This is a genomic window from Streptomyces sp. NPDC002787 (assembly GCF_053592095.1).
This window is the reverse complement of sequence record NZ_JBSFVC010000018.1, coordinates 61,906-79,843: the sequence shown is the minus strand read 5'-3', so window position 1 is coordinate 79,843 and position 17,938 is coordinate 61,906. Positions and strand designations below refer to the sequence as shown.

At 71.5% G+C, this 17,938-nt stretch carries 12 protein-coding genes; 7 read left to right on the top strand and 5 right to left on the bottom strand.

Features of this window, described 5'->3' with window-relative positions; all coding sequences use genetic code 11:
* The first annotated feature begins 205 nt into the window (after positions 1-205).
* The 6 genes from ACWD26_RS25205 (at position 206) to ACWD26_RS25180 (ending at position 9,702) form a co-directional block, all read left to right on the top strand.
* Positions 206-1,840 carry a stealth family protein gene (locus ACWD26_RS25205; protein ID WP_451273696.1) on the top strand — a complete coding sequence of 545 codons (1,635 nt, stop codon included), beginning with the start codon at positions 206-208 and terminating at the stop codon, positions 1,838-1,840.
* A gap of 87 nt (positions 1,841-1,927) precedes the next feature.
* The gene (locus tag ACWD26_RS25200; RefSeq protein WP_451273694.1) at positions 1,928-3,541 is read left to right on the top strand and encodes a sugar phosphotransferase; all 1,614 of its coding nucleotides are present in this window, start codon (positions 1,928-1,930) and stop codon (positions 3,539-3,541) included.
* A gap of 2 nt (positions 3,542-3,543) precedes the next feature.
* Positions 3,544-5,301: a stealth family protein gene (locus tag ACWD26_RS25195; protein WP_451273937.1), complete on the top strand. Its 1,758-nt coding sequence runs from the start codon at positions 3,544-3,546 to the stop codon at positions 5,299-5,301.
* Positions 5,298-7,394 (top strand): glycosyltransferase family 4 protein, encoded by a 2,097-nt coding sequence (locus tag ACWD26_RS25190; protein WP_451273692.1) that lies wholly within the window; start codon positions 5,298-5,300, stop codon positions 7,392-7,394. Before ACWD26_RS25195 ends, ACWD26_RS25190 begins: the two co-directional genes overlap by 4 nt.
* A 12-nt stretch (positions 7,395-7,406) precedes the next feature.
* Complete coding sequence (locus tag ACWD26_RS25185) at positions 7,407-8,804, top strand: hypothetical protein (protein WP_451273690.1); 1,398 nt, start codon at positions 7,407-7,409, stop codon at positions 8,802-8,804.
* Positions 8,794-9,702 (top strand): endonuclease/exonuclease/phosphatase family protein, encoded by a 909-nt coding sequence (locus ACWD26_RS25180; protein ID WP_451273688.1) that lies wholly within the window; start codon positions 8,794-8,796, stop codon positions 9,700-9,702. The genes ACWD26_RS25185 and ACWD26_RS25180 overlap by 11 nt, the downstream gene beginning before the upstream one ends.
* A 47-nt stretch (positions 9,703-9,749) precedes the next feature.
* Here ACWD26_RS25180 and ACWD26_RS25175 read toward each other — a convergent pair whose 3' ends face one another.
* The 5 genes from ACWD26_RS25175 to ACWD26_RS25155 form a co-directional block, all read right to left on the bottom strand.
* Entirely contained in the window at positions 9,750-11,879 is a 2,130-nt protein-coding gene (locus tag ACWD26_RS25175) for a 3-hydroxyacyl-CoA dehydrogenase NAD-binding domain-containing protein (protein WP_451273686.1), read from the bottom strand.
* Positions 11,876-13,102, bottom strand: a complete 1,227-nt coding sequence (locus ACWD26_RS25170; protein WP_451273684.1) for a thiolase family protein — start codon at positions 13,100-13,102, stop codon at positions 11,876-11,878. The genes ACWD26_RS25175 and ACWD26_RS25170 overlap by 4 nt, the downstream gene beginning before the upstream one ends.
* A 351-nt stretch (positions 13,103-13,453) precedes the next feature.
* A complete protein-coding gene (locus ACWD26_RS25165) occupies positions 13,454-14,755 on the bottom strand; it encodes an HRDC domain-containing protein (RefSeq protein ID WP_451273682.1) in 1,302 nt (433 codons plus the stop codon).
* Positions 14,756-14,955: 200 nt separating this feature from the next.
* Positions 14,956-15,615 (bottom strand): LuxR C-terminal-related transcriptional regulator, encoded by a 660-nt coding sequence (locus ACWD26_RS25160; protein WP_451273680.1) that lies wholly within the window; start codon positions 15,613-15,615, stop codon positions 14,956-14,958.
* A gap of 353 nt (positions 15,616-15,968) precedes the next feature.
* Entirely contained in the window at positions 15,969-16,598 is a 630-nt protein-coding gene (locus ACWD26_RS25155) for a DUF3000 domain-containing protein (RefSeq protein ID WP_451273935.1), read from the bottom strand.
* A gap of 228 nt (positions 16,599-16,826) precedes the next feature.
* On the opposite strand from ACWD26_RS25155, the gene hemE reads away from it, so the two are divergent.
* Positions 16,827-17,894, top strand: a complete 1,068-nt coding sequence (gene hemE, locus ACWD26_RS25150; protein WP_451273678.1) for a uroporphyrinogen decarboxylase — start codon at positions 16,827-16,829, stop codon at positions 17,892-17,894.
* The last annotated feature ends 44 nt before the right edge of the window (positions 17,895-17,938 follow it).

Genomic DNA, 17,938 nt, shown 5'->3' with positions numbered 1-17,938 from the left:
ATGATGTGCCAGACCTGTGCAAGGTTAAAGCTTTTATGTGAAGAAAGCCGACAACGGTGTCGGTGGGCAAGTGGTCACGGTTCGAGCCGGGGGGCACGAAGGCGAGTGGCCAGTGGGGGTTCTCGCCGTCGGCGTCCGGCCGGGGCGGGAAGAGGGAGGGGGTTGCGGTGCTGGTGAGCGCTTCGGCCCGTGAGAGGCAGTCGGCGTGACAACCGTTTCGGAGCCCGCCGTCCAGCGGACGCCGGGTGGATCGAGCCATTCCCGACGGGCTCCCGCCACCGCCGCACCGCACACTTCCGGCCATACGCCGAACCCCGCGGTCGCCGCCGAGCGCGGTGACGTGTACGTCGAACCCGGGCTGACGCCGCTGGCGGCCCGTGAGGCCAACCGCAGCGCCCTCACCTCGCTGCTCGACGTGGCCGGTGTGCCGTACTTCGCCGTGCGCGGCACCTCCGACCACGGCACCGTCGTCGCCGTCGCCGAGCAGGACCGCGAGCGGGTGCTCGGCGCGGTCTTCCGGGGCCTCGGCCAGTACCCCGGCCACCTGAGCGTGATCGACCCCGACGCGCCCCGGCCCGCCCGCCCCGTCTCCTCCCGCGACCCGAAGGCCTGGCGCGGGGTCTCCACCGCCCGGGTGCTCCAGATCAGCTGGTACCGCACCGACCCCGGCCGGCATCTGCTGCTCGGCCACGAGTACGGCTGCGCCGTCGAGTTCTGGCAGCCCCACGGCGACCACCTCGTCGCGCCCCGCGCCAACCGGGCCACCTGGGCCGTCGTCGCCCACGGCGTGAACGTGTACGGCGCCGCCCGGCTGTTCAGCCGCTTCGTGTCGGACTGGACCCCGCAGCACCTCGCGCCGGCGCTCGCCACCCGCCCGGAGTTCCTGGTCAACTGCGCGGACGACATCGACTTCCCCGTCGACGCCGTCTACACCTGGGTCGACGGCGACGACCCGGCGTGGCAGCGGCGCAAGGCGCAGGCGAAGGGCGAGGTCTACCACGCGGAGTCGGCGAGCGACGCCCGCTTCATCAGCCGCGACGAACTGCGGTACTCCGTACGGTCCCTGCATCTGTTCGCGCCCTGGATCCGCACCATCTACATCGTCACCGACGACCAGGTCCCGGCCTGGCTGCGCGAGGACGTCCCCGGCCTGCGGATCGCGAGCCACCGCGAGATCTTCCGCGACCCGGCGGACCTGCCGACCTTCAACTCGCACTCGATCGAGAGCCAGCTCCACCACATCGAGGGTCTCGCCGAGCACTTCCTGTACTTCAACGACGACATGTTCATGGGCCGCCCGGTCGCCCCGCACGCCTTCTTCACCCCCTCCGGCACCGCCCGCTACTTCCCCTCCCGCAACCGCATCCCGCAGGGCCCGGTCGTCGAGACGGACACCCCGGTCGACGCGGCCTGCAAGAACAACCGCGCCCTTCTGCTGAAACGATTCGGCAAGGTCATCACCCAGCCGATGGAGCACATCCCGTACGCCCTGCGCCGCTCGGCGATGGAAGAGGCCGAACGGGACTTCCCGGAGGCCTGGGCGCGTACGTCGGCCAGCCGGTTCCGCGCGATGACGGATCTGTCGCCGACCTCGTCGTTCGCGCTCTACTACGCGGCGCTCACCGGGCGCGCCCAGCCCGGCTCGATGCCCTTCACCTATCTCCAGCTGGCCGTCCCCGACCTCGCGGACCGGCTGGCCCGGCTGCTCGACGGCAGGAACCAGGACAGCTTCTGCCTCAACGACGCCTTCTCGACCCCCGAGGACATCGAGGCCCAGCAGGAGCTCCTGGACGGGTTCCTCAACGCGTACTTCCCCACCCCGAGCCCCTACGAGCGATGAGCGGCGCCCCACGGGGCCCGCTCCGACGAGGAGCGGACCTCCCACCCGATGAATGGCCCCTACAAGCGATGAGACGGAGTTCATGACGTGTCCGAACCGACGTCGTTGAGCTCCGCGGCCCACGTCTACAAACGCCTCGTCCCCCAGCCGGTCCGTACCGTCGCCGCGACCACCGTCCCCGGCCGCGTACGCCGCAAGGTCAAGGGCTCGCTCGCCCGCGCCCTCGGCCGGCGCGAGGCCCGCCTGCACCGGCGTGCCCTGCGGCGCGTCCGCAAGGCGGAGTTCGGGCACTCCGAGCGCCGGACCCAGGCGCACGACGGCCGGATCGGACATGTGCACACCGGGCTGACCGTCGACCTCGCCCGCCGCCTCGACCACAACCTGGTCACCCACGCCCTCGACGCCGCCGACATCCCCTGGTTCGCGGTCCCCGCGCTCGACGACCGGCGGATCTGCCTGGCCGTGGAACAGCGCGACAAGGGCGAGGTGCGCAGGGCGCTCCGCGCGTTGCTGGAGGAGCACACCGGTTACGTGGTGTCCGTCTCGCCCGCGAACAGCGAGACCCACGACGTTCCGGGCAGCCATGTGAAGGCCTGGAAGCACTTCGGCAGGGCCCGGGTGATCCGCCTGACCTGGCTGCGCACCGACCCCACCGAGAACCTGTGGGTCGGCGAGGACCAGGGCGTCGAGATCGAGTTCTGGACGGTCAACACCGATCTCCCCCAGGAGCGGGTCGTCGGTCCGCGCCCCAACCGGGTCCAGCGGGCCGTGCCCAGCGACGCCCTGGGCATCGAGATCGGCCTCGACCGGCTCTCCGGGTACCTCGACATCGACGGCGCCATGGAGCCGACGATCACCCTGGAGAACTTCGACATCGCCCGCCTGGAGGAGATCGTCTTCCCGGTCGACGCGGTCCTGCTCCACCAGCACGCCACGCCCTGGGGGGAGGAACTCCTGCGCGCCGCGCTGCGCTCGCTGCACCAGTACGCGCCCTGGACCGACGTCGTCCACGTGGTCGCCCAGGCCCCCGTACCGGAGTGGCTCCGGGCCGACGAGCGGCTCAGCATCGTGCCCGCCCGCCCCGGCGCCGAGTGGCGGCTCCACCAACTGCCCGACATCGCCGACCACTTCCTCCTGCTGCGCCCCGGAGCGCTGCTCGGCCGCCCCGTGAGGGCCTTCGACTACTTCACCCCGCACGGGGTGACCCGCCCGCGCCGCGGCCCGTGGACCGCGCGGGAGTCCTTCGCCCCCTGGACCCGGTCCGCCTACGCGACGACCGGCCGCGTCACCGCGCACGGCTACGCCGAGGGCCCCCAGCCCTACAGCTGCCAGACCCTGTCCCGCCTCGCGGAGTCGGGCGCCGAACCCCTGCCCCTGCCCGACGTCCAGACGGCGCCCACGGTCACCGGCACCCACCCCATGGACGGTCTCATCCACCACTTCGGTGCGGTGGCCGGACTCGCCGACCCCTCCGGCGAGACGACCGTGGTCCTCCACGCCGCGCTGCCCGGGCTCGACAACCACCTGGAGCGGCTGCTCGTGCGCCGGGACAGTCAGCAGATCCAGTTCACCGGCCTGGGGACGCCGCAGGCCCTCGGCCAAGGCGGCACCGAGGCCGTACTGCACTTCCTGCGCCGTTACTTCCCCGTCCCGAGCGTCTTCGAGCACGGGGGCCCCGAGGAGCCGGACAACCAGTCGTGAGTATGGGCAATCCCGAGGCGTCCGCCCTGGTCGGGGCGTACCGCGGCCTCGTCCCCACGGGGCTGCGACGCCGGATCGCGCGCCGTGTACCCCTGCGGCTGCGCATGGCGCTCAAGCGGCTCCTGCGCCATCTCCAGTCGTTCACACTCGGCTCCCGGCTGCTCCGCGCGGCCCGGGCCCGCCGCCGCTGGCCGCACCTGTTCCGCGAGGGCGAGCGGCTGGCCGCGCTGGCCGGGCCCGGGGCACAGATCGCCCTCGTACGCCCCACCGTCTCGCCCCTCGGGCTGCGTGAGGCCAACCTCGAACTGGTGGTGACGCTGCTGGAGGAGGCGGGCGTCGACTACTTCGCGATCCGCGGCAACTCCGACTTCCGCTCCTGCCTCGCGGTCGCCGAGGCCGACCGCGACCGGGTCCGCGAGGTCCTGGAGCGCTGCTCCGAGAGCGGGCCCGTCCATGTGACGGCCTGCCGGGGCGACGCCGCCGCCGGCCGTACCGTGCTGTGCGGCTCGAAGCGCGGACGGCGCATCGCGGGGGAGGCCCGGGTGCTGCGCGTCGGCATGCTGTGGAGCGACCCGGCCGGCTCCCTGGTCCTCGGTCTGGAGCACGGCTGCGACATCGAGTTCTGGCGGCCCGAGGACGGGCGCCTGGTCGCCCCGCGCCCCAACCGCGTCACCGAGGACGTCTCACCCGCCGAGCCCCGCGTCACCGTGCCCATCAGCAGGCTCACCGGCTTCGCCGCCCTGCACACCCGCCGCACCCGCTCGGTCCGCACCATCGCGCCCTGCGCAGACGCCCTGCCCGAGGACGTCCGCTTCCCCGTCGACGTCGTCTACACCTGGGTCGACGGCGACGACCCCGCCTGGCAACGGCGGCGCGCCGGGTACGGGCACTCCGGCTACCACACCGAGTCCGCGAACGCCGCCCGCTACATCAGCCGCGACGAACTGCGCTACTCGCTGCGCGCCCTGGAGCAGAACGCCCCCTGGGTCCGCCACATCTACGTCGTCACCGACCGCCAGCGCCCGGCCTGGATCGTCGACCGGCACCCCCGCATCACGGTCGTCGACCACTCCGAGATCTTCGACGACCCGAGCGCGCTGCCCACCTTCAACTCCCACGCCATCGAGAGCCGGCTGCACCACATCCCCGGCCTCGCCGAGCACTTCCTCTACTTCAACGACGACATGTTCCTAGGCCGCCCCGTCACCCCGCAGGACTTCTTCCTCTCCAACGGCATGACCCGTACGTTCCTCTCGCCCTCCCAGGTCCCCCGGTGGGAGCGCACCCTCGGCGACCGCCCCGTCGACGCGGCCGGCAAGAACAACCGCCGGCTCCTGCTGGACAACTTCGGCTCGGCCATCGTGCAGAAGATCCGGCACGCCCCGTACGCCCTGCGCCGCAGCGTTCTCCACGAGATCGAGCGGGAGTTCGCGGACGCCCACCGGGCGACCTCGCACAGCCGGTTCCGCAGCGCCGACGACATCTCGATCCCGTCGTCGCTGTACCACTACTACGCGTACTTCACCGGCCGGGCCGTGCCCTCCGACATCAGCTTCGCCTACCTCGACCTGGCCAGACCCGAGATCCAGCGGCGGCTCGGCATCCTGCTGGCCCGCCGCGACCGGCAGGCGTTCTGCATCAACGACACCCTCTCCGACGGACATGACATCGCCCGCCAGACGGCGATGCTCGGCCGGTTCCTGGACGCCTACTACCCCGTGCCGAGTCCCTTCGAGCGGAAGGAGCGTGAGGTCCGGTGAAGATCTCCTTCCTGATCAACAACATCTACGGCATCGGGGGCACCAACCGCACGGTCATCAACCTCGCCGAGGCACTCGCCGTCCACCACGAGGTCGAGATCGTCTCGGTGTTCCGCCGCGCGACCGCCACCAAGTTCGAGATCTCGCCGAGGATCACCGTCCGCGCCCTGGTCGACCTGCGGCCCGGCTCCGGCGACCGGGGCGCCGCCGGGAGCGACGAACCCAGCGAAGTGGTGCCGCGCCAGGAGGAGTTCTTCGCGCAGTACAGCAGATTCACCGACCAGCGCATCATCCGGGAGCTGAAGAAGACGGACGCGGACGTCGTCGTCGGCACCCGCCCCAGCCTCAACCTCTTCGTCGCCGCCCACACCCGCGACGGCGCCCTGCGCGTGGCCCAGGAACACATGACCCACCTGGCCATCCCGCCCGCCGTCCGCGCCGAGATGGCCCGCGTCTACCCACGGCTCGACGGCATCACGACCGTCACCGAGGCCGACGCCCGCTCCTTCATGGAGCACACCCCGATCCCCGGCCTCACCGTGGTCGGCATCCCCAACAGCGTGCCCCAGCCCGCCGTACCGCCCTCCGACTGCACCCACAAGGTCGTCGTCAGCGCCGGCCGCATGCACCACATCAAGCGGTACGACCTGCTGATCCGCGCCTTCGGCATGCTCGCCGAGGAGTTCCCCGACTGGCAGCTGCGCATCTACGGCGACGGCGGCGAGGCCGGGAAACTGCGCGCCCTCGTCACCGAACTCGGCCTGGCGGGCCGGGCGCTGCTCATGGGCGGCTTCTCACCCATCGAGTCGGAGTGGGCCAAGGGCTCCATCGCCGCCGTGACGTCGAGCGCGGAGTCCTTCGGCATGACCCTGGTCGAGGCCATGCGCTGCGGCCTGCCGGTGGTGTCGACCGACTGCCCCGTCGGCCCCCGCGAGATCCTGGCCGACGGCGAGGACGGCCTGCTGGTGGCCAACGGCGACGTGGACGCCATCGCCTGGGGACTGCGGCGCCTGATGGCCGACGAGAACCTGCGCCGGGCCATGGGCACCGCCGCGCTGCGCAACTCCACCCGCTACGACCCCGCCGCCGTGGCCGCCCGCTACGTCGAGCTCTTCGAGGACGCGGCCCGCCGCCGGGCCGCCAGGACGAAGGGGTACCGGGCGCCCGCCGGGCCCCGGAAGAAGGCCGAGGCCCTGACCGCCGTACCCCCGGCGTCCCTCGGCGCGGCCACCGTCGACGTGACGGCGGACGACGCGGGCTGGCTGCGCTTCGCCGCCGATGGTCCCGCCGAGGGCCGCCACCGCTGGCAGTTCGTCCTCCGCCACAAGCCCTCCGACGGCGACCGCCTGCCCGACCTCCCGCTGCGCACCGTACGCAAACCGCTCGACAACGGCGGCACCCGCTACACGGCCGCGATCACCCCCTCCGCCCTCGACCACCTCGGCGACGGACGCTGGCAGGTGACCATGCGCGCCCCGAAGACGGGCGCCGTCCACATGAAGGCCGGCATCCGCGACACCCGGGCCCTCATCGACGCCCGGGACCGGCTGATCGCGAGGCCGCCGACCGGGCCCGTCGGCTGGAACCTCCCTTACGCGCAGCCGGGCGGCCGCCTCATGCTGCGCAGCGTCCTCCGCCAGGACCACGCCGAATGCGTCGGCGTGGAGGTGACCGACACCGGCATCGCCCTGGAGGGCGTCCTCTGCGGGAAGCGGCTGCTGAAGCCCGGCGCGCTCTTCGTCGTGAGCCGCCGTGGCCGCCACTCGACGAACTTCACGGTGCCCGTGCACCTGTTGGGCAGCCGCCGCTTCAAGGCCGAGGCGCCCGTGCGGCGGGTGGTCGACCACCGGCTGGAGCGCTGGGAGGACTGGGACTGGTGGCTGCAGCCCGACCCGGCCGACCGGAGCAGGATCCGCGTCTGTCATCTGCTGGAGGACTTCCCCGACGTCAAGGGCGCCTTCGCCTACCCGCCCGTGCCCCTCGTGGGCGACGAACCCTCGGAGTACGCCGTGATCCACCCGGCGCGCCCGGTGTGGGTGCGTCCCTACTGCTCGGCCTCCGGGGCCATGGCCATGAACGTCGTCGACCGCTAGGACGGATGAGAGATGAACCGGACGATCTTCGTGCTCGGGGACTCCGTCCCCGCCCCGCGCACCGACGAGGAAGCGCCCATGGCGGGCTGGGGCCAGAAGATCGAGGAGCTGCTGCTCGGCCCGATCGAGGTCGCCAACTACGCCCGCTCCGCCATGACCAGCCGCAAGTACTTCACCGAACGCTTCCCGGCGATGCTCAACCGCATGAAGCGCGGTGACGTCGTGCTCATCGGCTTCGGCTGCGTGGACCACATGATCCACAACGGGACGCGGTACGTCCCGATCCCCGAGTACAAGGAACTCCTCCGGCTGTTCGTCACCTACGTGCACCAGGAGGGCGGTGTCCCCGTCCTCGTCACCCCCATGGCCCGGTACGCCTTCTCCGGCACCGGCGAGGTCCTCAACACCCTCGGCGACCACCCCCGCGCCATGATCGAGGTCGCCGGTGAACTCGGCGCCCCGCTGGTCGACCTGACCGGCCGCACCATGGAACTGTGGGCCGAGATCGGCCCGATGCGGCTGCGCCAGTACTTCTGCTGGGTCGACGCCGCCGACCACCCCGGCCACCCCGACGGCAGCATCGACTCCACCCACCTCAACCACACCGGCGCCTTCGAGGTCGCCCGTATCGTCGTCGCGGGCCTGTGCAACCTCGGCGTGCTCGACAAGTCCGAGGTGAACGTCCAGGCGCTCATGGAGCCGCCGACCATGCCCCCGGTCTCCGGCGAGTTCACCGTCCAGGCCCCGGAATCCGCGCTGCACTACGCCCAGCGCAGCGGCGAGGTACCGGTCATCAGCAAGCCCGCCCCGGGCGGCCTCTCCGGCCCGATGGTCAAGTTCACCGGCGTCGCCGCGCCCGGCACGGACTACCTTCTCTTCTTCGAGAACGGCCAGTACCTCGGCGGTACGGGCGTCGGCGGCACCGGCCAGTGGCTCTGGCGCCGCTCGGTCAACTGGTCCGGCGGCGAGCACGCCGTGCAGTGCGTCGGACTGCGCGGCGACGGCTGCACACCGGTCCTGGAACACCACTTCACCGTACGCACCGAGGTCCCGGTCCCGCTGATCACGGCACCCGCCGAGGGCGCCTTCGCCGGGCCCCGGCCGCGCTTCGCCGGCACGGTGGAGCAGGGCGTCACCAAGGTGGTCCTGCTGGAACGCGGCGTCCTCATCGGCGCGACCGGGGTGAACGAGAACGGCGAGTGGTCCTTCACCCACGCCCACCCCTGGCGCTCCGGCACCCACACCATCGAGGTCGTCGCCCTCTTCGGCGCCACCGAATCCCCGGCCGCCGCACGGACGTTCAGGGTCGTCGGCATCCCCGAGAACAGCCCCCTCAGGATGTCCGGGACCTCCCGGCACGACTGCGCCGACGCCGTCTGCGAGCACCGGCCGTTCACGGGTGACTGGTAGGGGCGGCGGCCGGGTGCTCCTGGGAGCGGTGGCCTGCGGGCTCGCCGTGCTCCTGGGGGTACTCGTGGCACCGCGCGACGACGGCCGGGGCGGCGAGGGCCGGAGCGAGGGCCGGGCCGTCGCGGCTCCCACGGCGAAGACCCGGGAGCTACGGGTCGTCCACTACAACCTGTGCGGCGCGGCGGCCGTCTGCCCGTGGAACTCCGGCGGCACGGGTCCCGGCACCTCGATCCCGCGCCTGGTGGAGCGGGCGGCGCGCATCGAGGCGGACATCGTCACCGTCAACGAGATCTGCCTCACCCAGTACGCGGAACTCAAGCGCCGACTCACCGCCGCGGGCTGGCAGGTGGACGGCACCTACGCCTCCTCCCAGGACAACGTGCCCGCCTGCGGCAGCACCGGCGCCTTCGGCTCGGCCGTCCTCAGCCGGGAGGACGTCCCCGACGACCGGCAGGAGTACCACCGCTTCACCGACACGGGCGGTGAGACCTACACGGGCGGCGGCCGTACGGTCGAGGTCCGCCGTGGACTCCTGTGCGCCCACACGTCGTTCGGGGGGCGCTCCCTCATCGCGTGCACGGCCCACACGAACGCGAAGGCCCCCGGGCAGCTGCGGGAGATCCGGGACCGGACCGCCGAACTCCCGGAGGACCCCCCCGTGATCGTCGCCGGTGACCTCAACCTGCCGCCGGACGCGCCCGCCATCTCGTATCTCACCGGCCGTTTCGCGGAGGCGGACGGGGCCGAGCCCGAGCCCACCGCCGACGGCCGGAAGATCGACTACGTCTTCGCCGACCGCCGCCACTTCACGGTCGTGGACGGCGACGCCGAGCGGTACGCCGAGTCGGACCACGCCCTGCTGACGGGGAGGTTCAGGCTCAAGGACGCCGGCACATGAGAAGAGGGCCCCCGCCCGGAGGCGGAGGCCCTCATCCGTGTCCGTGGTTACGCGGGGACCGAGGCCACCCCGGCCTCCAGGAACTTCTTGCCGTTCACCCGCTCGCTGACGCCCTCACGGTCCAGGTACGGCGTGATGCCGCCCAGGTGGAAGGGCCAGCCGGCGCCGGTGATCAGGCAGAGGTCGATGTCCTGCGCCTCGGCGACGACACCCTCGTCGAGCATGAGCCCGATCTCCTGGGCGACGGCGTCGAGCACGCGGGCCCGCACCTGCTCCTCGGTCAGGACGACATCGCCCTGCTTGAGGAGCGCGGCGACCTCGGGGTCCAGTTCCGGCTTGCCGGAGTCGTACACGTAGAAGCCGCGCTTGCCGGCCTTGACGACGGCCGCGAGGTTCGGGGAGACCGTGAAGCGGTCCGGGAAGGCCCGGTTGAGGGTCTCCGAGACGTGCAGACCGATGGCCGGGCCGACCAGCTCAAGGAGCACCAGCGGCGACATCGGCAGACCCAGCGGCTCGACCGCCTTCTCCGCCACGGCCACCGGCGTGCCCTCGTCGATGACGTTCTGGATCTCGCCCATGAAGCGGGTCAGGATGCGGTTGACGACGAACGCCGGGGCGTCCTTCACCAGCACCGCGGTCTTCTTCAGCTTCTTGGCGACGGCGAAGGCCGTGGCCAGGGAAGCATCGTCCGTCTGCTCGCCGCGCACGATCTCGAGGAGCGGCAGGATCGCGACCGGGTTGAAGAAGTGGAAGCCGACGACCCGCTCGGGGTTCTTCAGCTTCGACGCCATCTCGGTGACCGACAGCGAGGAGGTGTTGGTGGCGAGGATCGCGTGCGCCGGGGCGACGGCCTCGACCTCCGCGAACACCTGCTGCTTGACACCGATCTCCTCGAACACGGCCTCGATGACGAAGTCCGCGTCCGCGAAGCCCTCGGCCTTGTCCAGGACACCCGTGACCAGGGCCTTGAGGCGGTTGGCCTTGTCCTGGTTGATACGGCCCTTGAGCAGCAGCTTGTCGATCTCGGCGTGGACGTAGCCCACACCCTTGTCGACGCGCTCCTGGTCGATGTCGGTCAGCACGACCGGCACCTCCAGGCGGCGCAGGAAGAGCAGGGCCAGCTGGGAGGCCATGAGACCGGCGCCGACGACACCGACCTTGGTGACCGGACGGGCCAGCGACTTGTCCGGGGCGCCGGCGGGGCGCTTGCCGCGCTTCTGCACCAGGTTGAAGGCGTAGATACCGGCGCGCAGCTCGCCACCCATGATCAGGTCGGCGAGGGCGACGTCCTCGGCGTCGAAGCCCTGCTGGAGGTCGCCGTTCTTCGCGGCGGCGATGATGTCCAGCGCGCGGTACGCGGCCGGGGCCGCCCCGTGCACCTTGCTGTCCGCGATGAACCGGCCCTTGGCGACGGCCTGGTCCCAGGCCTCACCGCGGTCGATCGCCGGGCGGTCGATGACGATCTCGCCCTTGAGGACGGACGCCGTCCAGATCAGCGACTGCTCCAGGAAGTCGGCGCCCTCGAAGATGGCGTCGGCGATCCCGAGGTCGTAGACCTGCTCGCCCTTGAGCTGCTTGTTCTGGTTGAGGCTGTTCTCGATGATGACCGAGACGGCCTTGTCGGCGCCGATCAGGTTCGGCAGGATCGTGCAGCCGCCCCAGCCCGGGACCAGGCCCAGGAACACCTCGGGGAGCGAGAACGCCGGGAGGGCCGCGGAGACGGTCCGGTAGGAGCAGTGCAGACCGACCTCGACGCCACCGCCCATCGCGGCACCGTTGTAGTACGCGAAGGTCGGGACGGCGAGGGCGGACAGCCGCTTGAAGACCTCGTGGCCGCCCTTGCCGATGGCGAGCGCGTGCTCGTGCTCCTTGAGCAGCTCGACACCCTTGAGGTCGGCGCCGACGGCGAAGATGAACGGCTTGCCGGTGACACCGACACCGACGATCTCGCCGGCCGCGGCCTCCTTCTCGACCTGGTCGATGGCGGTGTTCAGGTTCGCCAGCGACGCGGGGCCGAAGGTGGTCGGCTTGGTGTGGTCGAAGCCGTTGTCGAGCGTGATGAGCGCGAAGCGCCCCGCGCCGAACGGCAGGTCGAGGTGGCGTACGTGCGCGGACGTCACGACCTCGTCGGGGAACAGTTCGGCCGCGCCCTTGAGAAGATCGGCGGTGGTGCTCACTTGTCGCCTCCGGCGTCCTTGTGGTGCGGGTTCTCCCAGATCACCGTGGCGCCCATGCCGAAGCCGACGCACATGGTGGTGAGGCCGTAACGGACCTCGGGCTGCTCCTCGAACTGGCGGGCCAGCTGCGTCATGAGACGCACACCCGACGAGGCCAGCGGGTGACCGAACGCGATCGCGCCGCCGTACTGGTTGACGCGCGCGTCGTCGTCGGCGATGCCGTAGTGCTCCAGGAAGGCGAGCACCTGGACGGCGAAGGCCTCGTTGATCTCGAACAGGCCGATGTCGTCGATGGACAGCGCCGCCTGGGCGAGTGCCTTCTCCGTCGCCGGGATCGGGCCGTAGCCCATGACCTCCGGCTCTACACCCGCGAAGGAGTACGAGACGAGACGCATCTTGACCGGCAGGTTGTTCTCGCGGGCGAAGTCCTCGCTCGCGATGAGCGAGGCGGTCGCGCCGTCGTTCAGGCCGGCCGCGTTACCGGCGGTGACCCGCCCGTGGACACGGAAGGGGGTCTTGAGGCCGGACAGGTTCTCCAGGGTCGTCCCCGGCCGCATCGGCTCGTCGGCGGTGACCAGGCCCCAGCCGGTCTCGCCGGCCTCGGCGTTGGTGCGGCGCACCGAGATCGGCACCAGGTCGGCCTGGATCTTGCCGTTGGCGTACGCCTTGGCGGCCTTCTCCTGCGAGCGCACGGCGTACTCGTCGGCGCGCTGCTTGGTGATCGTCGGGTACCGGTCGTGCAGGTTCTCGGCGGTCATGCCCATGAACAGGGCGGACTCGTCGACCAGCTTCTCGCTGACGAACCGGGGGTTCGGGTCCACGCCCTCACCCATCGGGTGGCGGCCCATGTGCTCGACACCACCGGCGATGGCCACGTCGTACGCGCCGAAGGCGACGGAACCGGCGACCGAGGTGACGGCGGTCAGGGCGCCGGCGCACATACGGTCGATGGAGTAGCCGGGCACCGACTGCGGCAGACCGGCGAGGATGCCCGCCGTACGGCCGATGGTGAGTCCCTGGTCACCGATCTGCGTGGTCGCGGCGATGGCGACCTCGTCGATCTTCGCGGGCTCCAGACCGGGGTTGCGGCGCAGCAGCTCCCGGATCGCCTTCACGACGAGGTCGTCGGCGCGGGTCTCGTGGTAGATGCCCTTCGGGCCCGCCTTGCCGAACGGGGTGCGGACGCCGTCGACGAAGACGACTTCCTTGACGGTACGAGGCACGATGGCTCTCCTCCAGAGGTGCGGGACGGCACTGCTGCGATACGCAACCGCTGAGCGGGCGCTCAGCCCCATGCTACTTACGAGTAACAGCGCTGCCCACCCCTGGGCGGGGGAGCGGCGAAGGTCACATCGGGTTCAGATGTTACCGCCGGTTACGTGCGTTCCGGCGTGACCGTGCCGCCCATGCCTCCCCCGCCTGGCTGACGGCGGCCGACACCAGCCCGCCGTCCCGCACGCGAAGCGTCAGCGACCGGTCCACCCACAGGCGCCGCCGCTCGTGACAGAGCGGCTTCTCCCGGCTGTCACCGTCGATCGCGGCCCAGGACGCCACCAAGAGCCATCGGAAACGGCCTAGGCGCCCTTGACCTTCGCCACCGCGGCCATCGCCCCCACCAGCACCGGCGTCACCAACTCCACCTGCCAAGGCCGAGCCCCGTACCCCGCGAGCGCCGCACTCACCGCCTCCGCGTCCAACGACTTCGGCGGCTCCCAGCACAGCCGCCTAACCGTGTCGGGGGTGATCAGGTTCTCCTGAGGCATGGTGAGCTGCTCGGCAAGAGCGCTCACCCCGGCCCGCGCGGCCGACAACCGAGCCGCGGCGGCCGGGTCCTTGTCGGCCCACGCCTTCGGCGGCGGCGGCCCCGTCACCGGCTGCCCATGCGCGGGCAGCGCGGAGTCGGGAAGGACCCTGGCCCGATCCACGGCGGCCTGCCACTGCTCCAGCTGCCGCCGCCCCATCCGATGCCCGAACCCGTTCAGCGCGGCCAGCGCGTGCGCGTTCGGCGGCAGCGCGAGCGCGGCCTCCACGATCGCCGCGTCGCTCAGCACCTTCCCGGGCGACACGTCCCGCCGTTGCGCGATCCGGTCCCGCGCCTCCCACAGCTCCCGTACGACCGCCATCTGCCGCCGACGCCGTACCTTGTGCATCCCGGACGTACGCCGCCAGGGGTCCTTGCGCGGTTCGGCGGGCGGCGCGGACGCGATCGCGTCGAACTCCTGCCGCGCCCACTCCAGCTTCCCCTGCCGGTCCAGCTCCTTCTCCAGGGCGTCCCGCAGGTCCACGAGGAGTTCCACGTCGAGCGCCGCGTACCGCAGCCACGGCTCGGGCAGCGGGCGGGTGGACCAGTCGACCGCGGAGTGGCCCTTCTCGAGGACGTAGCCGAGGACGCCCTCGACCATCGCGCCGAGGCCGACCCGGGGGAACCCGGCGAGGCGCCCGGCCAGCTCGGTGTCGAAGATCCGGGTCGGGACCATGTCTATCTCGCGCAGACAGGGCAGGTCCTGGGTGGCCGCGTGGAGCACCCACTCCACTCCGGAGAGCGCCTCGCCCAGGCCGGAGAGGTCGGGGCAGGCGACGGGGTCGATGAGCGCGGTGCCCGCGCCCTCGCGGCGCAGCTGGACCAGATAGGCCCGCTGGCCATAGCGGTATCCGGACGCGCGTTCGGCGTCCACGGCGACGGGGCCGGAGCCGGCGGCGAACGCGGCGATCACCGCGGCGAGCGCGGACTCGTCGGCGATCACGGGCGGAATGCCGTCTCGGGGCTCCAGCAAAGGGATCGGCGCCCCCGCTTCAGAAGATCCGCCGTCGTCCGGAGGGGCGCCTCCGGTGGTTCGCAGGGTCCTGTCTGCTGCGGTCTCTTGGGCGTCGGTCACCTGTCAAGGGTATCTGTGTATGGACATGGCCCGCCGACGGAACGTTCCGTCGACGGGCCTTTGAGGGGCGTAAACCAGTCATGTGTCACACGTGTCAGTGAATGTTCCCGGCGAACCGGGAGAGGCCCGGCATCTGCGAATGATCCTGACCCCTTCCTGCCTCGGCGCCCTCGGGTCCGCCCAACGGTCGGGCCCTGGCGTCAGTGGATGATCCCGGTGCGCAGGGCCACCGCCACCATTCCGGCGCGGTCACCGGTGCCGAGCTTGCGCGCGATGCGGGCCAAGTGGCTCTTGACCGTGAGCGCGGACAGGCCCATCGAGACGCCGATCGCCTTGTTCGACTGCCCCTCCGCGACCAGGCGCAGCACCTCGACCTCGCGGCCCGACAGCTCCCGGTATCCGCCCGGGTGGCTCGGGGCACCCGGGGGGCGACGGTGCATACGGGCAGCGGAGCCGATGGGGGCGGCGCCGGGGCGGGCGGGCAGTCCGATGTTGGTACGGGTGCCGGTGACGACGTATCCCTTCACACCGCCCGCGAGGGCGTTGCGTACGGCGCCGATGTCGTCGGCGGCGGAGAGGGCGAGGCCGTTGGGCCACCCCGCCGCGCGGGTCTCGGAGAGGAGGGTCAGGCCGGAACCGTCCGGCAGGTGGACGTCTGCGACGCAGATGTCACGGGGGTTGCCGACGCGGGGACGGGCCTCGGCGATGGACGAGGCCTCGATGACATCGCGGACACCGAGGGCCCACAGATGGCGGGTCACGGTGGACCGGACCCGGGGATCGGCCACCACCACCATCGCGGTCGGCTTGTTCGGACGGTAGGCGACCAGGCTTGCGGGCTGCTCGAGGAGAACGGACACCAGGCCTCCTGGGTGCGGGACGGGGGGGCCGGCTCGCTGGGCTCGTGGGGTCGAAGCCGGGACGAACCGTGCTTTCAAGGTCACAGAGGTCTTCGGCATCAAACCTCTGCTCCTTTAGAGAATGATCACGATTTGGTGAGTAACAATCCGTGCAATTCGGACACGTCTTCGATCATTCGAAGACCGAACGGTGTCGCTTCGCGTCGATACGCGGCCGAAAGTGGCCGTATCGACAAAGTGATGGTTTCGATCGGCGTGGCGACGAGCACGAAAAAGGACCGCACGCCCACGGCGTACGGTCCTCGGTTCTCGTTTCTTGTTCTCGGTCCTCGGTCCTTGGTCCTGCGGGGTGTTCAGCGGGACTGCGGGCCCCGCCGCTGCGGCAACGTCACGACAGCCGCATCACCCGGGTCCACCGCCGGAGGCAGCCCCGCGATCTGGGCCAGCAGATCGCACCAGGACGCGAGATGCGAAGCCGTGTCCGGAACCCCGCCCAGCGTCTCCCTCGGGGTCCATGACGCCCTGATCTCGATCTGCGACGCCGCCGGCCGCGTCGCCAGCCCGCCGAAGTAGTGCGAGCTCGCCCGCGTCACCGTGCCGCTCGGATCGCCGTACGACAGCCCACGGGACTGCAGCGCACCGGTCAGCCACGACCAGCACACCTCCGGCAGCAGGGGATCCGCCGCCATCTCCGGCTCCAGCTCCGCCCGGACCAGGGTCACCAGCCGGAACGTGCCCTGCCAGGCGTCGTGCCCCGCCGGGTCGTGCAGCAGGACGAGCCGGCCGTCCGCCAGATCCTCGTCGCCGTCGACGACCGCGGCCTCCAGGGCGTACGCGTACGGGGCGAGCCGCTGGGGCGGCTTGGTCGGCTCGACCTCGATCTCCGGCCTCAGCCGTGTGGCCCGCAGCGCTTCCACGGCGGAGCGGAACGGCACCGGTGCCGCCTCCATCGCATCGCGCTCCCCCTCTTTCGCGTCGTCCATCCCGCCAGCGCCGTCCGACAGTCGTCCCTGAGCCGCAGCCATGCCGGAACATTAAGGGGAACGGGGCCTCGGCGCAGGGCAAGACACCCGTGCGCTGGGTCACGGTCGGATCGCGCTCAGCGAACGCGAGCCCCGCCCCCGGCCACACGTGGTGGCCGGAAAAGTGCGGTCCGGGGTTGTCCACAGCCCGGGCCGTCACTGTCAAGCGGGCGTGCGAGACTTTGCCTCGTGAGTGCCAACGCCAGCCCCTCGGGCCACCAGCCGACCGCCACGTACAACTCCGCCTTCCTGAAGGCGTGCAGGCGCGAGCCCGTGCCGCACACACCGGTGTGGTTCATGCGGCAGGCCGGGCGCTCGCTGCCGGAGTACCTGAAGGTGCGCGAGGGCATCCCGATGCTGGAATCGTGCATGCGGCCCGAACTGGTCACGGAGATCACCCTCCAGCCGGTCCGCCGGCACCACGTGGACGCGGCGATCTACTTCAGCGACATCGTCGTCCCCCTCAAGGCCATCGGCATCGACCTCGACATCAAGCCCGGCGTCGGCCCGGTCGTCGAGGAACCGATCCGCAGCCGCGCCGACCTCGCCCAGCTGCGCGACCTGACCCCGGAGGACGTCTCCTACGTCACCGAGGCGATCGGGCTGCTCACCGCCGAGCTCGGCGAGACCCCCCTCATCGGCTTCGCCGGCGCCCCCTTCACCCTCGCCAGCTACCTCGTCGAGGGCGGCCCGTCCCGCACGTACGAGAACGCCAAGGCGATGATGTACGGCGACCCGGAGCTGTGGGCCGACCTGCTCGACTGCCTCGCCGACATCACGGCCGCGTTCCTCAAGGTCCAGATCGAGGCGGGCGCCTCCGCCGTCCAGCTCTTCGACTCCTGGGCCGGCGCCCTCGCCCCGGCGGACTACCGCCGCTCGGTGCTGCCCGCCTCCGCGAAGGTCTTCGACGCCGTCGCCGGGTACGGCGTCCCGCGCATCCACTTCGGCGTCGGCACCGGTGAGCTGCTGGGCCTCATGGGTGAGGCCGGCGCGGACGTCGTCGGCGTCGACTGGCGCGTCCCGCTCGACGAGGCCGCCCGCCGCGTCGGCCCCGGCAAGGCGCTCCAGGGCAACCTCGACCCGACCGTCCTGTTCGCCGGCACGGAGGCCGTCGAGACCAAGACCCGCGAGGTCCTCGACACGGCCGCGGGCCTGGAGGGCCACATCTTCAACCTCGGCCACGGCGTCATGCCCAGCACGAACCCGGACGCGCTGACCCGCCTCGTGGAGTACGTCCACACGCAGACCGCGCGTTAGGGGGGCGCAACCGCCGACGGCGCCCGGGGCGGCCGGGCACGCAC

What these genes read in the sequence shown, in the direction of transcription:
- ACWD26_RS25195 (WP_451273937.1), top strand. Translation starts at nt 3,544, where the DNA reads ATGGGCAATCCCGAGGCGTCCGCCCTGGTCGGGGCGTACCGCGGCCTC.
- ACWD26_RS25185 (WP_451273690.1), top strand. Translation starts at nt 7,407, where the DNA reads ATGAACCGGACGATCTTCGTGCTCGGGGACTCCGTCCCCGCCCCGCGC.
- ACWD26_RS25155 (WP_451273935.1), bottom strand. Translation starts at nt 16,598, where the DNA reads ATGGACGACGCGAAAGAGGGGGAGCGCGATGCGATGGAGGCGGCACCG.